General features: G+C 50.6%; 15 protein-coding genes. 6 read left to right on the forward strand and 9 right to left on the reverse strand.

Annotated elements, in window-relative coordinates; genetic code table 11:
• Positions 1 to 25: 25 nt before the first annotated feature.
• The 3 genes from GQY55_RS03420 (at position 26) to GQY55_RS03430 (ending at position 3,946) form a co-directional block, all read left to right on the forward strand.
• Positions 26 to 1,003 (forward strand): carbohydrate ABC transporter permease, encoded by a 978-nt coding sequence (locus tag GQY55_RS03420; RefSeq protein WP_160038103.1) that lies wholly within the window; start codon positions 26 to 28, stop codon positions 1,001 to 1,003.
• Positions 1,004 to 1,207: 204 nt separating this feature from the next.
• Positions 1,208 to 2,539 (forward strand): ABC transporter substrate-binding protein, encoded by a 1,332-nt coding sequence (locus GQY55_RS03425; RefSeq protein WP_236575382.1) that lies wholly within the window; start codon positions 1,208 to 1,210, stop codon positions 2,537 to 2,539.
• Positions 2,540 to 2,590: 51 nt separating this feature from the next.
• A complete protein-coding gene (locus GQY55_RS03430; RefSeq protein WP_160038107.1) occupies positions 2,591 to 3,946 on the forward strand; it encodes an ABC transporter substrate-binding protein in 1,356 nt (451 codons plus the stop codon).
• 121 nt (positions 3,947 to 4,067) lie between these two features.
• Here GQY55_RS03430 and GQY55_RS03435 read toward each other — a convergent pair whose 3' ends face one another.
• From GQY55_RS03435 to GQY55_RS03475, 9 genes are all read right to left on the reverse strand, one after another.
• On the reverse strand, positions 4,068 to 4,793 hold the full coding sequence (locus tag GQY55_RS03435) for a hypothetical protein (protein ID WP_160038109.1): 726 nt from the start codon (positions 4,791 to 4,793) through the stop codon (positions 4,068 to 4,070).
• A 43-nt stretch (positions 4,794 to 4,836) separates the two neighbouring features.
• Positions 4,837 to 6,243, reverse strand: a complete 1,407-nt coding sequence (locus GQY55_RS03440) for a HAMP domain-containing sensor histidine kinase (RefSeq protein WP_236575383.1) — start codon at positions 6,241 to 6,243, stop codon at positions 4,837 to 4,839.
• Positions 6,240 to 6,938 (reverse strand): response regulator transcription factor, encoded by a 699-nt coding sequence (locus GQY55_RS03445; RefSeq protein WP_160038111.1) that lies wholly within the window; start codon positions 6,936 to 6,938, stop codon positions 6,240 to 6,242. Before GQY55_RS03445 ends, GQY55_RS03440 begins: the two co-directional genes overlap by 4 nt.
• Before the next feature lie 645 nt (positions 6,939 to 7,583).
• Positions 7,584 to 8,297, reverse strand: coding sequence for a hypothetical protein (locus tag GQY55_RS03450; RefSeq protein WP_160038113.1), 714 nt, complete (start codon positions 8,295 to 8,297; stop codon positions 7,584 to 7,586).
• 97 nt (positions 8,298 to 8,394) lie between these two features.
• Complete coding sequence (locus tag GQY55_RS03455) at positions 8,395 to 9,279, reverse strand: alpha/beta fold hydrolase (protein WP_160038115.1); 885 nt, start codon at positions 9,277 to 9,279, stop codon at positions 8,395 to 8,397.
• 68 nt (positions 9,280 to 9,347) lie between these two features.
• The gene (locus tag GQY55_RS03460) at positions 9,348 to 9,932 is read right to left on the reverse strand and encodes a TetR/AcrR family transcriptional regulator (protein ID WP_160038117.1); all 585 of its coding nucleotides are present in this window, start codon (positions 9,930 to 9,932) and stop codon (positions 9,348 to 9,350) included.
• 96 nt (positions 9,933 to 10,028) lie between these two features.
• On the reverse strand, positions 10,029 to 10,463 hold the full coding sequence (locus GQY55_RS03465) for a DoxX family protein (protein WP_160038119.1): 435 nt from the start codon (positions 10,461 to 10,463) through the stop codon (positions 10,029 to 10,031).
• A gap of 84 nt (positions 10,464 to 10,547) precedes the next feature.
• Positions 10,548 to 11,009: a DUF2269 family protein gene (locus tag GQY55_RS03470; protein WP_160038121.1), complete on the reverse strand. Its 462-nt coding sequence runs from the start codon at positions 11,007 to 11,009 to the stop codon at positions 10,548 to 10,550.
• 22 nt (positions 11,010 to 11,031) lie between these two features.
• Positions 11,032 to 11,628 (reverse strand): TetR/AcrR family transcriptional regulator, encoded by a 597-nt coding sequence (locus tag GQY55_RS03475; RefSeq protein WP_160038123.1) that lies wholly within the window; start codon positions 11,626 to 11,628, stop codon positions 11,032 to 11,034.
• Between the two features lie 274 nt (positions 11,629 to 11,902).
• On the opposite strand from GQY55_RS03475, the gene GQY55_RS03480 reads away from it, so the two are divergent.
• From GQY55_RS03480 to wsfD, 3 genes are read left to right on the forward strand one after another with little or no spacing between them, the layout of a single operon-like run.
• On the forward strand, positions 11,903 to 12,916 hold the full coding sequence (locus tag GQY55_RS03480; RefSeq protein ID WP_160038125.1) for a glycosyltransferase family 2 protein: 1,014 nt from the start codon (positions 11,903 to 11,905) through the stop codon (positions 12,914 to 12,916).
• Between the two features lie 35 nt (positions 12,917 to 12,951).
• The gene (locus GQY55_RS03485; protein WP_212957606.1) at positions 12,952 to 14,109 is read left to right on the forward strand and encodes a hypothetical protein; all 1,158 of its coding nucleotides are present in this window, start codon (positions 12,952 to 12,954) and stop codon (positions 14,107 to 14,109) included.
• A gap of 37 nt (positions 14,110 to 14,146) precedes the next feature.
• Positions 14,147 to 15,658: a glycan biosynthesis hexose transferase WsfD gene (wsfD, locus tag GQY55_RS03490; RefSeq protein WP_236575384.1), complete on the forward strand. Its 1,512-nt coding sequence runs from the start codon at positions 14,147 to 14,149 to the stop codon at positions 15,656 to 15,658.
• The last annotated feature ends 16 nt before the right edge of the window (positions 15,659 to 15,674 follow it).

The raw sequence follows: 15,674 nt of genomic DNA on the forward strand, positions 1-15,674 counted from the left end.
ATCCCGCAAGAGAGGAGGGGCCGAAGTGATTGGGAAAATGAACGCGATAAAGACCAAAACGTCTTCGCTGAAAAAAAGGGTCGCACGCGACGGCTTGAACACGATTCGTTACGTCATCCTCGGCCGGGAAGTGAACCGGGGATTATTGTTCAAACTGTTTATTTACTGGATTCTGATCGTCACCTCTTACATTTATTTGAATCCCATTTTGAAAATGCTCGTGAAAATGGTGATGAACGAGAAGGACTTGAACGACCCGACGGTGACTTGGGTACCCCATGAAGTCTATTTTGGCCATTTGAAAACGGCCTGGCAGGCGCTTCATTACGTGCAATCCTTATCGGTTAGCGTCGGCATTTCCGCGGTCGTGGCCTTGTTTCATGTGATCGCCTGCGGATTGATGGGTTATGCCTTGGCCCGAATGCAGTTCCCTTTCAAAAAGCTGCTGACGGCGCTGCTTGCGGTAACGTTTATCATTCCGCCGCAGGTGATCGTGCTGCCGATGATCATCATGTACACAAAACTGGGGCTGCAAGGTCATCTTTTTTCGCTGGTTCTGCCTTCCCTGTTTGGTTTCGGGATCAAAGGCGCGTTATTTGTCATCATCTTCAGGCAGTTTTATACGACGCAGCCGAAAGAACTTGAGGAGGCGGGAAAAATCGACGGCGCGAGCAGCTTCAAATTTTATTGGAAAGTGATGTTTCCGCTGGCCAAACCCGCGATTCTCGTCGTTTCCCTGTTCTCCTTCGTATGGACGTGGAACGACACCTATTATCCGCGGATGTTTCTCGGGCAATCGCCCTTAGTGCCGCTTTCGACCCAGATGTCCCGGGTGGATGCAAGCATAACAAGCATGCTCGGGAACGAAGAAACCGCCCTCGTATTGGTGGAAGCCATCAAAATGTCTGCCAGCTTCCTTGCGCTGTTGCCGCCGCTTCTCATCTTCTTCTTTGCGCAGCGTTATTTCGTCGAAAGCGTCGAGCGTACGGGACTTGTAGAATAACGTGCATGCTGCAAATGCCATCGGGCCGGCACGGAAACGTTGGGCATTGCAGGGATCAGGGACAGAAGAAGGGGGGATGCGGGCCAAAAAATGCTGCAAGGCACCGAAGCGATTTCCATAAGTTCATGTAATGCCAAAGGGTATAAGATGAATACATGTTGAAGGGATGAATCGGTCATGAAAAAGCGGATGAATGTTATTTTCTTGATAGTCGTTGCATTTGCGCTTATGTTGACGGGATGCGGCTCCGGAGGTTCGGGAAACGATACGGCGGCAAAGGAGCAGCCCCCGGCGGATACAAAGCAAGCCCCCAGTCAACCGGCGGAGCAGAAGCCTGAGGAGAAAAAAGAAAATAATGAGCCGATCAAGCTGATTTTCATGGCGCCTTGGAGCAAAGAACAGGTGGAAAGCCGCATTCTTGCGGGAACGAAGGAGAAATTCCCCAATGTCGATATCGAACCTACGGGCAAATTCGCGGATGCGGCGTCCTTTGACGAATTGTTCGCCCAAAATGTGATGCCGGATTTGATTCTGACGACGGATGGCTTCGACATTTTGAAGGAAAGGGATATGCTGCTGCCGCTGGATGACATGCTGAAAGAACGAAACTTCGATTTCAACGCCATCAGGCCGGGAATCATGGATGCGCTTCGGGCGCGGGATCCGGAAGGAAAAGGAAGGCTGCTCGGCGTTCCGATCGAGGACGTGACGGTGGCGCTGCATTACAACAAAGCCGTGTTTGACAAGTTCGGCGTGGATTATCCGGTCGACGGGATGACCTGGGACGAGGTGATCGACCTTGCCGGCAAGGTGACCGGGGAAAGGGATGGCGTGAAATACCGGGGATTGGCGACCAACTCTTTGTCCCAGGCGATGACGCAGCTATCCGCCAATGGCACGGACCCGCAAACGGGCGAACCCCAATTTTCGAAAAATCCGGCATTCGCGAAATTTCTGGGCTTAACGAAACGGATCGCAAGCATCCCGGGGAACTGGGAACCCGGAATCGAATACGACTTTAAAAAAGGCGACGTGGCGATGAGCCTGGGACTGATTGCAAACACGATCCCTTATTATCCGGAAGAACTCGATTATGACGTGGTGAGCTTCCCGAGCTGGCCGGACCTGCCGGGCGTCGGGCCGTCCACGCTGCCGCTGACGATCGCCGTCAACAAACACAGCAAACATATTGACGAAGCGATGGATCTGCTGGAATTCCTGCTGACGGATGAACAGCAAATCCGCATGACCCGTGCGGGCATTCCTTCCGTCTCTTCGGATCAAAGCATCTTGGAGCAGTTCGCTGGGGATACGCTGAACGGACGGGAATTCAACATTAAAGGCATCTATTCGCTGCAGCAGGCCAAACCGGCGTTGTACAGTCCATACGGCCCGGACATTTTGCTCTACGGAACCAACTACGTCGGTTCACAGGTCCAGCCTTTCCTGACTTCAGGCAACGACGTTCAAACCTTCCTGCGGAAAATGGATGAGGACTACGCCGCCATCGTGAAGGAGAGAAACCAGCAGAATTGATGCGATGTTAAAGCCCTTCCATGATAACCTTACGGATGAGGGGGAATACGAGTGGGCAAAAAGCAATCTTGGGTGTATGGGATGATCGGTTTGCTGCTGTTGCTTACGATCTCCGCTTGCGCCGGCGAAACGAAACAGGAAGCCGTTCCTGAGCCGAAGCCACAGACGGAAGTAGAACAAGCGAAGCCTGAGGAGCAGACTCCCGTGAAGACGTTTCCGGAAGATCCGGTCGAACTGCTTGTAGCCACGCCTTGGGGCGAGGATTACTTTAATTCCCGCATTGGCAATTATATGAAGGAAAAGCTGCCTCATATCAAGGTGACGCATGTCGACTGGAACGGTACCGTGGAGAATATGCAGGAGCTTAACGCTTCGCAGATCGTTCCGGATATCGTGCTTGCGTTTACGGGCCAAGAACCGCTTCAAGAACTGGAGATGGTTTATCCGCTGGATGGCATGGTGAAAGAATACGGAGTCGATCTGAGCCAAGTGGACCCGGCCATACTCGCCCAAGTGCGGTCGCGGGACCGGGAGGGGCGTTTGGTTGGCATTCCGCAGGAGATGGGCGTCATCGGCCTTCATTACAACAAGGAAATATTTGATCTGTTCGGGGTCGAATATCCTTCGGATCATATGACATGGGATGAAGCGATCGAGATGGCGAAAAAAATGACCGCCGAACGGAACGGGGTGCATTACAGGGGATTGGAGCTTGGAAGCTATACGTTCCCCCTGAAGCAGCTGTCCGTCACTTTAACCGATCCCGATACTGGCGAAGTGCTGTTATCCAAAAATCCGGAATTCACGCAATATATGGAATTGTTGAAAAAAATATATAGCATACCGGGCATGTACGATGAAAACATCAGCGGATTCAGCGATAAAACCGTCGCGATGCATGTGGATTGGCATGGTTATTTAACCTGGTTCGGGGGGAACGACGAAGAAGCGAAGGAATTCCAGCAGGACATGGATATAGTTCCCGTACCCACCTTTCCGGGCCGGGAAAATACGGCGCCAACGCCGAACACGCAGATTTTCGCGATCAATGCGTTCAGCAAGCACAAGGAAGCGGCATTCCAATGGATCCTTGAAAGCATTTCGCCCGAATATCAGGCAACGCTTGCCCGGGCGGGAACGCCGTCCGTCATCACGGGGGACAAAACGATCAACGAGCAATTCGCCCAGGACAATATGAGGTACGAAGGCAAAAACATTAACGCGTTTTTCCAATATCCTTTCACGCCGCCGCCGGCCAAAAGCAGCTCATGGGATTCCTACGTGAAGCTGGACGACGCGATCAAGGAGTTTTTGCAGTCGGACATGGACATTCAGAAGTTTCTGAGAACGCAGACGGAAAAAGCGGAAAAAGCGATTCAGGAAGCAAAATCCTCAAAAGGGAAGTGATAAAGCCGCATGAATATTTAAAAGTTTAAGTATCGGCCGTAAACAGGTAACCGTAAAAAAGCCCGCATCCGAATCGGAGGCGGGCTCTTCGATTTGTCGCCGTCAAGTTGGCTGACGACGCTTATCCTTCATATCTTCTAGCCTCTTGATAGGTAAGCATCAGCGCCAAAAGCAGCACGGACATCATCGTATCGTAAACGATCAGGATCAGCACAAGCTGAACCGGAGCGGCGAACAAGTTGGCTGCCAGGCTTGCCAGGCCCGAAACAACCAAAATCACGGCGGCCATTGCGACGGAGGCGGGCCAGTGCTGCTTTAAGGATCGAAAGGCACGGCGAAAGGCGGCATCAAAAGGAACGCGGTCCGTGACGACCGTAAACTCCAAAAATACAAACAGGATACGGAAAGCGATAAAAAATAGAAGGGCGGCTCCGGAGCCAATCGCTCCAAACAATAAGATCAACAGGGTTGATACCGTTGACGTCGCAAGCACCATCGCGGCCTGCAGCAGCAGAAAGGGGAGGCCGAAACGCAGGTTCGCGCGCAAAATCTGGGAAGCATGAAGTTTCGAACCCCGGCACGCGGCAGCGAGCGTACTTATATATCCTCCCTGCGCGAATGACCACAGCACGGCGGCGGCCAGCATAAACCACGTAAACGGGAGGGAATACAGCTGAAAAACGGACGGAATTCCGATGCCCAACATGACCCTCGAGCTCCACTGGGATTTAACCGCCCACCCGTGCGAGCCATAAAGAACAGCCAGCAGAATGGCGTCGATCAGGAAGGGCTGCAGGACAATATAGGGCTGCCTTTTGAACGTCCGGCAAGCTTCAAGGAACGGCATAGCGACCTCCTTTAGGTTCGAAAAACATACGTTATTCGGGAAATCAGCCCGCAGATAAGGCTTGTCGGGATGAATCCATTTGAAACGATTGCTGCACCGGCAGCCGGATCCAAAAGACGGAGCCCTTGCCAAGCTTGCTTTCAGCCCATATCTTGCCTTGATGGGCCTCCACCAGCGCTTTGGCAATGCTTAAACCTACGCCAAGGCCGCCGCTGTCCCTGGATCTGGATTTATCCGCCCGATAAAAACGGTCAAAAATCCGGCCCAGATCTTCTTCCGGTATTCCCATCCCCGTATCTTTGCAGTATACGAGCATGGAGTCCTCTTCATGGACGACGCCGACCTCGATTTTTCCGCCGCTTGGCGTATATTTGATGGCATTGTACATGACGTTGGACAGGATTTGCGCGACCCGGTCCGGATCGGCTTGCAGGTAGCACGGCGTTTTGGACGGCACATATTCAAACCGGATGTTTTTTTCCCGGGTCAGAAATAAAAATCCTTCATAAATGCCTTGAACGACCCGGGACAAATTGACTTCCTGCTTATTCAGCTCGAATTGGGCCCCTTCGGCTTCCGACAGTTTTTCCATGTCTTCCACGAGTCGGTACAGCCGTTCGATGTCAACGAGAATGCGCTGGATTTGATCGGCGGTTAGCGGATAAATGCCGTCAATGATCGCGTCCAGCTGCGACAACACGGCGGTCAGCGGCGTTCTGAGCTCGTGGGTCAGATCCTGCATCAGCTGATTGCGCCATGATTCATGGCGTTCGAAACGGTCGATCAGATGGTTGATCGTCGTGATCAGAACCCGGGTCTCCGTCGTGCCTCGGACCGGAATCGGCGAAAGCTGGTTGCTCGTGACGATGGACTCCGCCATGCCGGATGACGTGGACAGGCTTCGGCTCCAGCGCCAAGAGGCAAATACGGATACCGCGAAAGCGGCACACAGGAGCATCGTGATCGCAAACCTGCTCCGGCGCTGAATCTGCTCTTCGAATTGCCGGATGGCGGGCGAATACGTACCGTCCGACGTATCAAAATAGGAGGTGAGATAACCATCGATTTTCCCGTTTAATACGAGCGGCGCTTCAACGGTAAAAAGATCGGTCCGTTTCAGCCAGACCGGGTCCAGCAAATCCAAAATGACCGTTTCGCGATCCGCGTCGACATATTGAATCGGAATCGCAAAATGGCGCGATGCTTCCTCGAATATTCCGATGCTGTCGCTGCGGTCCGTTCCGTTTTGCTGCATCCGTTCCCGAAGCGAATAGAGCAGATGTTGGCTCTGCTCGGCGGCATATTTTTGCTTAAACACGGAGAGTTGTTTGCTCCAAATTTGCGTCAGGGCCACATAGGAACCGATGGAAGCAACCACCGTCAGGCAGAGGATCACCAAAAACAGCCATGTACGGGTGGAGATCGTCAAGAATGAAAACATCTTTTTCATGTTTCGTCCGGTTGAAAAGTAAATTTGTATCCGGAGCCGATTTTGGTCACGATATACTGCGGGTTTTTGGGATCCTCTTCGATTTTTCTGCGGATATTCCGGATGTGGACGTCCATGACGCGCCCGTCGCCAATGAAACGGTAGCCTTGAACCTCATAGGACAAATCATGCCTGCTAAAAACCTTGCCCGGCTTTTTGACAAGGATGCTTAACGTGCGAAATTCGGTTGCGGTCAGGTTTGCGGGTTTGCCGTCGATATAAACGTCCTCGAATTCGAAATTGACCATCAGCCTGCGGCGGTTAAAGTAGAGCACATTGGGCCCGCTTTTGTTCAAATGATTGATTCTTCGCTGCAAAGCATAGATTCTTGCAATCACTTCCTTCATCCGAAACGGCTTCGTGATGTAGTCGTCCGCACCCAGGTTCAGGCCGTTTATCATATCCGTTTCGCGGGCTTTCGACGTAATCATGATCAGCGGAATATTCGATACCTGCCGGATGCTGCGGCAAACCTCCTCCCCGGGGAGCCCTTGAATCATCAGATCCAGCACGACCAGGTCCAGCTTCAATAGCTGAATTCGCTTCAATGCTTCCCTGCCGTCGCCCGTAATGTGCACGTTCCAGCCTTCATTGATAAAGTACGATTGCAAGATGTCCCTTACGGAAGCTTCGTCTTCTACAATCAAGATGTTCATCCTGTAACCTCCTAGAACTCTTTCTCATTTGAACGGAATAAACAAACTCGAAAAAGGGTATACCCGGATCAAAGGGTATACCCGGATCGCGAAGAGGGCGCCATACGGCTATGTTTGGATCGATCTTTTGGATGAATACATGTCCTTAAAAGATATATCTAATCATCGATTTATATGTAAAGGTAAACGCTTTCATGAAGGCGTGGTTATATTTTACAATAAAACCAAACGAAGTGGTAGCAATTTGTTATATTAACTTGCGAAGGGGCGCGAGTAGAGAATACGAGGGGAGGGCGCCAGCTTCGGTTCGCGGATATTCAAGTAATCGTTGATATGGAAAGCGCTTTGAAAGCCTATATATGAAGCCATTGAAGTAGAAAAAGACGGTTTGAGGTGAATATTCCCATATCCTGCGTTGAAAAATGCTTTTGACGCGTTGACGCCAGGACTTCAAAAAGCAAGCATACCTGATCTGTTTTTCGGCGCCTAAACAATCCAAAACTCGGGAGTCAGGGTTGAAAAATGTGGCAGCAAAATCTCGACGATGGGAAGGAAATAAATGATCGATAAATTCGGTCGTAGAGACTAAACGAATCGGACAAAGAGAACATGGTTGAATTGAATCACCTGCTGGCGTGTATTATGTTAATAAACTTTCCATTCTAACCGTTTAAAAGTTTTCTTATTCCATTCTTTCACATTTGTAAATGAGGTGTCATCGATGTTTGTAACCCTGGCTATTAACGTGTCATCGTTCCACTCGATCATCGAAATTGGATATTCGAAGGAACTTAACATGTTCAAATTTTCTGGAGGTGGAATTTCCTGAAACTTTTTCAAATTAACGATCACGACTTGATTTCTAAGAACCTCTGAACCTTCATTTCTGCCAAAGAGAAAGGCCGCAATTTCACCATTTTGCTTAGAGACTTGAAAAAAACTTGACTCTGAAATCTGCAATGACTGCCATTCTCCATCCTTATGTTCCAATAGAAGTTGATTGCAAAGTTTCGTCCCGCAACTGTAATTCAAAAGGATGTAGTCCTTTTGATTGTATGTGAACAAATCATTAATCCGCATTCGATTTAATTCACTCTTTTTGTCCTCAAATGGTTCTAAGTACGAATTTATAATCGGAATTTTGTCGACGGAGATGTTGAGAGGGTTTTGGTTAGGAATTTTCATTTGAAGCAACAGCTCTTTTTCCCGATTTGCTTGAATACCATTATCTTTAGATATATTTTGGGGTTTTGCGTCATGCGTTTTTTCTCCTTCATCCCCACGTATATGATTTCCCTTGGATTGGCAAGAAACGGATAAACAGATTATTAAAAACATGATTGGCAAGTATCTTTTCATCATATCCTCCTTTGCTAAACCATTGTAAAAGAAATTGCTCCTAATAAAATATATATAAGCTCAATCTCGCTCAAAGTTTTCTTCGACCCCAACATGGTCATTGTAAGCTGCACTCGAGATGAATGGCGTTATCCAAAAAAGAAAACAGCTGTTCGCCCATGACATCGATGCCGGCTCCCAGCCAAATCAGGTGACCCCATGAATCAAGCTCGCAAAGCCGGGCGTTCGGAATGACCCGATGGGCGTGCCTTGCGTGTTCCACAGGGACGGAAGCGTCATGAATGCTATGCATAATCAAGGAAGGGCACTGGATCGAAACAAGCTCCGGAGTCAGGTCATGTCCTGTTTGCTCCAAATCGATCATAAAGCCTCGTCCCGACCGCTGACGGTTGACCATATTTTTGAATCGTCTCCGATCCTCGCGGCTGATTTCCGGCAGTACCTTTTCTTTCGGCAGCGTGCTGAAGGAAGGAATCATGCTGTTCAAAAGAAAGCGGGGAGCAAATTTGTTCATGAACCGTATCGCCGCCCATACATATTTTTCAGTAGAGGGGTTGAACATGATCCGTGCCAATTGATGCGTCTTGCTGCCCGGAAACAGCCAGCGATCGGAGACTGCGGATTGCAGGACAAGGCTTTTTACCCGGTTCGGGTATCGGGAAGCGAGATAAATCCCGCTTGGGCCTCCGGCGGACATGGCGAGGATATGCGCTTGGGGCACTTGGAGCTCATCCAGCAGTTCGATATAGGCTTCGCATGCAGTCATGAGCGATCGGCCCAGCTCCGCTGACGTGTTGCCATAACCCGGACGGGAAGGCGTAATAATCCGGAAACCACGTGCCGTAAGAAGGTCATAACCTAATTCTTCACGGCAGCTCGAATGGCCTCCGTGCAAAATGAGGACCGGCTCTCCCGATCCGACGATGCTGTATTCCAGCTTGAAGCCGTTTTGGGTCACGTATTGATGGATGGATCTTTCCATAACGTTTGCGCCTCCTAAAAGCGAATTATGGTTCATTATTAGATTTGAAAAAACGCGTGCGCCCTTTACTAAAGAAACGCCCGCAGGCCTTGATACCAAAAAGAAACGTACTGGCCAACCATCCGTTTGCAATCTTCCGGATCTTGGTGGCGGCGGATGATCTCGAAATAGCCTTGCATAAAAGCGACCGAAACCGGCCAAGCCGCTTGCCGCTCGAACACTGTCCTTCCTTGTTTGCCGTTATAGATCGCCAAATGCTCCGCAACGTTGTCCGCCATTACCCGGTGAAAATTCGCAGCGGCGGTTTCGAACCGGGTTCCTTTGGAGCCATCGATTAAGATTAGGAGCGGCCTCCGGTATTTTTCAACGATCCCCGCCAATGCGTGGACGACAAGCTCAAATATATCCCCTGTTTCATCCGGATGGTTGTCGTGATTGCCGATCAGCATCTCCAGCTCGCGGAGGACGGGAGACACGATGGAATCGAATAACGCTTCCTTCCCCGGGAAATACCGGTACAAGTTGCCGACCGAGATGCCGGCATTCGCCGCAATCCGTTTGATCGAGGCATCCGCAAAACCATGCTGGGCAAACTCATCTTGGGCATGTTGGACGATCGCCTGCCGCAATTCCTCCTTCAAAACCTGAACCATAAATGAACCTCCATTCGCTTTTAGAGTATAAACGAATTGGCCGCTGCAATCAAGCGCTTGAAAACAGGGCCAATAACGGTCGGGGAAGTCGTACGTTTAACCTGCCAGCAGGACGGCCGCAAGAAATACGAATTGCAGCACGGTTCGGGGAAATAGCTTAGGTACAGGGCGCCCGCCGATCGTTAACTTTTCCTTGGCTGCGCGCACATTGGCGGGAAACATGGCGACAAGCAGCATGGCCAAACCGATCGAAGCGGCCTTGGAAACGGCAGGAATCATGATGCCGACGGCTCCGGCAAGTTCCAGCAGCCCGGTGGCGGTCACGATCCGATCCGGTCTGGGAAAAAACGGCGGAACCATGCGGATCAGATCCCGCCTGCGGGTTCCCCAATGCGCGGAAGCCGTTAGGAGCAGCATGGCGGCCACAGCCGCCTGCAGCGAAGTATGCCAGCCTTCGAAATAGGAAAGCCCGGCCAAGCCAAGAATCTTAAACAACAGAAAAACCGCAACAAGCGCATAAAAAGGCAGCATCCGGATATCCCTCCATTGGAAGTCATAATCAAAGCTCGACAATGCTAAGCCAAACATCTTGCTGTGACAGCCGTTACGCGCTGCTTAGAATCCTTTCATGACCATCAGGTATAAAATGACGACCGGAAGCAGCGTGGCGGCGATGCCGAACACGGCCCAGGAACGGGAGGCGTTGCGGTAGGCTTGGGAAATCACGCCGGTTTCGATGCAGCGGGCGCTGGACCGGATCATTTTGCGCTGCAGGGGAATGAGGATCGCCGCCCAAATGATGCCGGTAAGGGCAAATAAGATGAGGGAAAGCACAAGCCAATTGAAACCCGAGAACGAAACTCCGGCACGCGCAGCCATCATGCCGCCGGAAAGGATCACGAGGAAAAGACCCGGAATCGTAAAGATATAATCGGCAAGCATGACATTTTGCACGGCATGATGAATGGCTGCAGGGTTTTTCGTCAAATCCGCCCGAACCTTCCAAAAGGCCGCCGTCACGATATTTCCTACGAATAATACGACTCCGAGCAAATGAAGCGTCAACCATAAATTCATGATGCTTCCACCTTTCGATTTTTTATTTTCGAGACTGTAACATATCCGAAATCATGGATGTGAAATCCTGTCCCTTGAAAGAAGTCGCCGTCAACGGGATGGAGGAGCGCACTCGCAAGCCGAGCGTAAGAAGGACGAACATATCCGCCGTTTTGTCCGCATCGACCGACTCCGGAATGACTCCGTACCTCTGGCCGGTCTCAATCCACTCCTTGGATAAATATACCGATCTCTCATAATACTGTTTAAGGGCTTCCGCGATGACAGGCTGATCCTCCTTGCCAAGCAAATACAAAAGCACCTTGTTCGTCACATCCCGGGCGTTTTCGTATTGCAGGATGTTTTCCGCAATTTTCTGCATGGGTTCACCGAACGAACGTCGGCCTTGCTCCACCTCGTTCATAAATTGGGCATTCGTTTCTTCAAGCCGCTCCTGAAGCACCCAAACAAAAATTTCGTCCTTGCTCTTTACGTAATGGAAAATCGCCCCCTTGGACAAACCCGATCGATCCATGATATCCTTCATGGTCATCGAGTGGCATCCTTTTTCCTGAATCAGTTCTTTGACCGTATCCAGCAGAAGTCTGGTTGTTTGCTGCCTGCGTTGTTCTTGTTTCAATCGGATCCCTCCGGAATGGTAATCGATTTTTTATCGTGTTATCATCATTATAAAAACCGACCAGCGGTTTGTAAATATGTTTAAAGAAATTTTTAGTGCGATTGACGCATGACTGCAAAACATGAAAACTATGAAAAAACGTGAAAAACTATGAAAAAAGCCAAGGTAAGGGCGAAATAAAGGATTAACGGTAAAAAAACCCTACATTTTGTCGATGGCTGCTGCATTATCTTATGTTATATTGAAAGGGATTAGGTCATAAGGAGTGGGATGAATGGACGATAAATGCATATCGGTCGTTGTCCCCGCTTACAATGAGGAAGAAGTCATCCGGCAGTGCTACAAAGCATTGACGGACGTGATGAAGTGCACAAACTATACATACGAGCTTCTCTTTGTAAACGACGGGAGCAAGGATCGGACGATAAGCATTTTGGATGAGCTGGCAAGGCAGGATGCACATGTGCGAATCGTAAACTTTGCAAGAAACTTTGGTCATCAGGCGGCGGTCACGGCGGGCATCAATCAAGCGCGGGGCGACTGCGTCGTCATCATCGACGCGGATTTGCAGGATCCGCCCGAAGTGATTCACGACATGGTGGAGAAGTGGGAGGAAGGGTATGAGGTCGTATACGGAAAACGGAGAAAACGCAAAGGCGAAACGCTGTTCAAGCTCGCTTCCGCTTCTTTGTTTTACCGCTTTCTGCAGCGCATGTCCGATACCCACATTCCGCGCGATACAGGGGATTTCCGTTTAATCGACCATAAGGTCGCGCATGTATTCAACCGGTTGACGGAGCGGAACAAATTCATCCGGGGGATCATCAGCTGGATCGGATTTAACCAGACCTACGTGGAATATGACCGAAACGAACGGGCTGCCGGGCAAACGAAATACCCGCTGCGCAAAATGATCGCTTTTGCTTCCGACGGGATTTTTTCGTTTTCGTCCAAGCCGCTGAAGCTGATCACCCGAATGGGTTTGCTGACGGTCGTGATCGCATTTTGCGTGCTTGTGTATTCCTTAAGCGCCAAGCTGCTCCATCTTCCGGAGGTCGAGCGGGGCTGGACGTCCATCATGACGGCCATTACGTTGTTCAGCGGCGTTCAAATGCTGTCGCTCGGCATTATGGGCGAATATATCGCACGAATCTATGACGAGAGCAAAAACAGACCGCAGTACATTATAAAAGAGACGATCCACTACCCGCAGGAAGAACTACATATTCAGGAAACGTATCAACCGAAATCCCGCCAGGCCGAGATGGCAACCAATAACGCTCCATAAAAACGGGGCGCAAGCTTGATGCAGGAGGTAGGATGTTGAAAAATTTTTGGATATGCGGGATGGGCACCATGCTTTTGTTTAACGCCCTCGCTGCCTGCGGCAGCCCTCCGAACGGGAACGGACAGGCGGAACATCCGGTACAGCAGGCAAAGCCGGCCGATCCCAATGCGAAACGGGAATCAAGCTTCGGCGATCGGTTGAACCTGCGGCAGCATCGTGAGGACACGGAGCGTTTTGTCATGAACCGAATGTACGGACCGTATGGCGTATATACCAATTACGCCGACAGCGGCGAATCGGACACGGCTGCCACGGGCCACGAAGTATTAAGCGAATCTTCAAGCCTCCTGATGCGTTATGACGCGCTTACGAACCGGAAGGACGCTTTTCAAGCCGAATGGGAGCGCGCAAAGCAGGTTTTTGAGCTTCCTTCAGGTTTCAGCTACCGGTATAGCCCAAAGCAGGACAAGAAATATTCGGTCAATGCCGCCGTCGACGACCTGCGGATCATCAGGGCTTTGTATGAAGCGGGGGATCGGTTTCATTCCGCGGAATACGACGGGTGGGCCGACGACTACGGGAAGCGGTTCTATGCGTTTAACGTCAAGGACGATAAGCTTTACGATTTTTACGACGATGCTTACAAGGTTACAAACGATTTCGTGACGTTGTGCTACATTGATTTGGTCACATTGAAACGTCTGCCCGTTCCTGCTAAGCAGCAATCCGCATTGGTCCAAAACATGGCGGCAATCCTCCAAAACGGATATTTGTCGGACGCGTTTCCCTTTTACGAAACAAGCTATGATTACAGCACGGACACCTACCGTTCGGAGGGGATCAACACCGTCGAATCGGCGTTAACGATTTTGGCGTTATCCGAGGCCGGCCTCGAGCGTCCCGAAAGCATCGTTTATCTAAAGGAACATGTGAAGAACGGAACGTTATACGGCCAATACGATCGGAACGGCGTCCCCCGGAACGATATTCAATCCACCGCGATCTATGCGATAACGGCCATGATCGGCTCCGTGCTGGCGGATGAGGAATTGTATGAAGACAGCATCCGGCAGATGGAGAAATACCGGGTGACCGATAAGGCAAGCCCGTTGTACGGCGGCTTCGGCGATCCGGCAGCAAAACAAGCTTTTTCTTTCGACAATTTGATGGCATTGCTCGCTTATGCCCATTAGTGCCGGGCGTTTGCGGGAATAAAGGCAGGTGTATGCATTGGCTAAGGCTCGCTTAATCGACCGATTGGGATTCGGCATGACCGTACTCGGCCGCTATGTTTCCCCGCCCCTGCTGGCCGCGTCGCTGGTCCTCGTCATCACGGCGATCGCGCTGTTCGTTCCGCCTTACATCGGGATGGCCGACAACGGAGACTATTTCCGCGTATTGTACAGCAACGGGCTATATTTCAACAACCCGGACTATGACAGTTTGTATTTGGGCTTTTTTAACAAGCAATTCGGGATATTCCAATACTTCAACGAAAACGGTGCTACCTTAACGTCCTCGCAATCTCTTCTTATACGTTTATCCGTTTGGATCAATCAATGGTTTGACCGGCAGGTGTTCGACATTCGGGTGCAAGGGGCGCTGTTGACGGTCTTATATACGGTTGCCGTTTATCTTTTCGTCGAGGCGCTAACTTGGAAAATGAAACCGAAATACGGCTACGCGGTGGCCATTCTGGCTGTGTTCTTGTTTGGTGACACCGCTTATACAGCTTTCTTCAACTCGTTTTTCAGCGAAAGCATGGTTTGGATTATGCTTATTTATTTGTTTGCCTCCGGCTTATTGCTGTTCCGCAAACGATACTCCGATTATGCGATGCTGGCAGTCTTTTTTGTCAGCGGCCTTTTGCTTACGACAAGCAAGCAGCAAAATGCGCCCGTCGGCATCATCGTCGCCGTGATGGGAATCGTTTTTATTTTCGTGCGGAAGCAGCGGACCTTTCGGGTCATGACGGCGTCTGCGCTCGCGTTCCTTATGCTTGCCGGCATCGCGACCTACGTGCTCATTCCGAAGGAATTCGTCAACATCAACCAATACCATGCGATGACGCGCGGCGTGCTGATGCAATCCGAAGACCCGGAAGCCACCCTGAAATCGTTCGGCATCAACCGGCAATATGCCATTCTGAACGAAAGCATTTATTACGAGCCATATACGACCGTGGACGTGAACTCCAAAATATTGGAGGATAACTTCTACAATCATTACGGCTTCGTATCCATCCTTGCTTATTACGTAACCCATCCGGGACAAGCAGGCAAAATGATGGACCTTGCAGCCAAAAACGCGTTCACGATCCGCCCGCCGGCCATGGGAAACTATGAAAAGTCCGTAGGAAAACCGTTTGGGGCGCAAACGACGTTTTTTTCCGGATACAGCGAGCTGAAAAAGGCGCTGGCCCCCAAGACGTTCGGCTTCATCATCATATGGATGCTGGTCGTTACGGGCATGTATGCCGCTCATTTCGCCGCGTCCGTCAAGGCCAGGGATGTACGGGGCATGATCCGGCTGCCGCTGATTCTCATGCTGATGTTCATGGGATTGTCAGGAATCTTCGTGTCGATTATCGGCGCAGGGGACGCGGATTTGTCAAAGCATGAATTTTTATTTACGGCCGCGTTTGACTTGGTTACGCTCACCGCGGTGTCGGACGCTATATGCCGGAATTTGTGGCAAAGCAAGCCTGCGGCGCATGATCAATCCGTAACGGCGCAGAGTTAAATCGGGAGAAAGGGGG

The organism is Paenibacillus sp. USDA918EY (assembly GCF_009870825.1).
In the GTDB taxonomy this organism is placed as follows: domain Bacteria; phylum Bacillota; class Bacilli; order Paenibacillales; family Paenibacillaceae; genus Paenibacillus_AQ; species Paenibacillus_AQ albilobatus.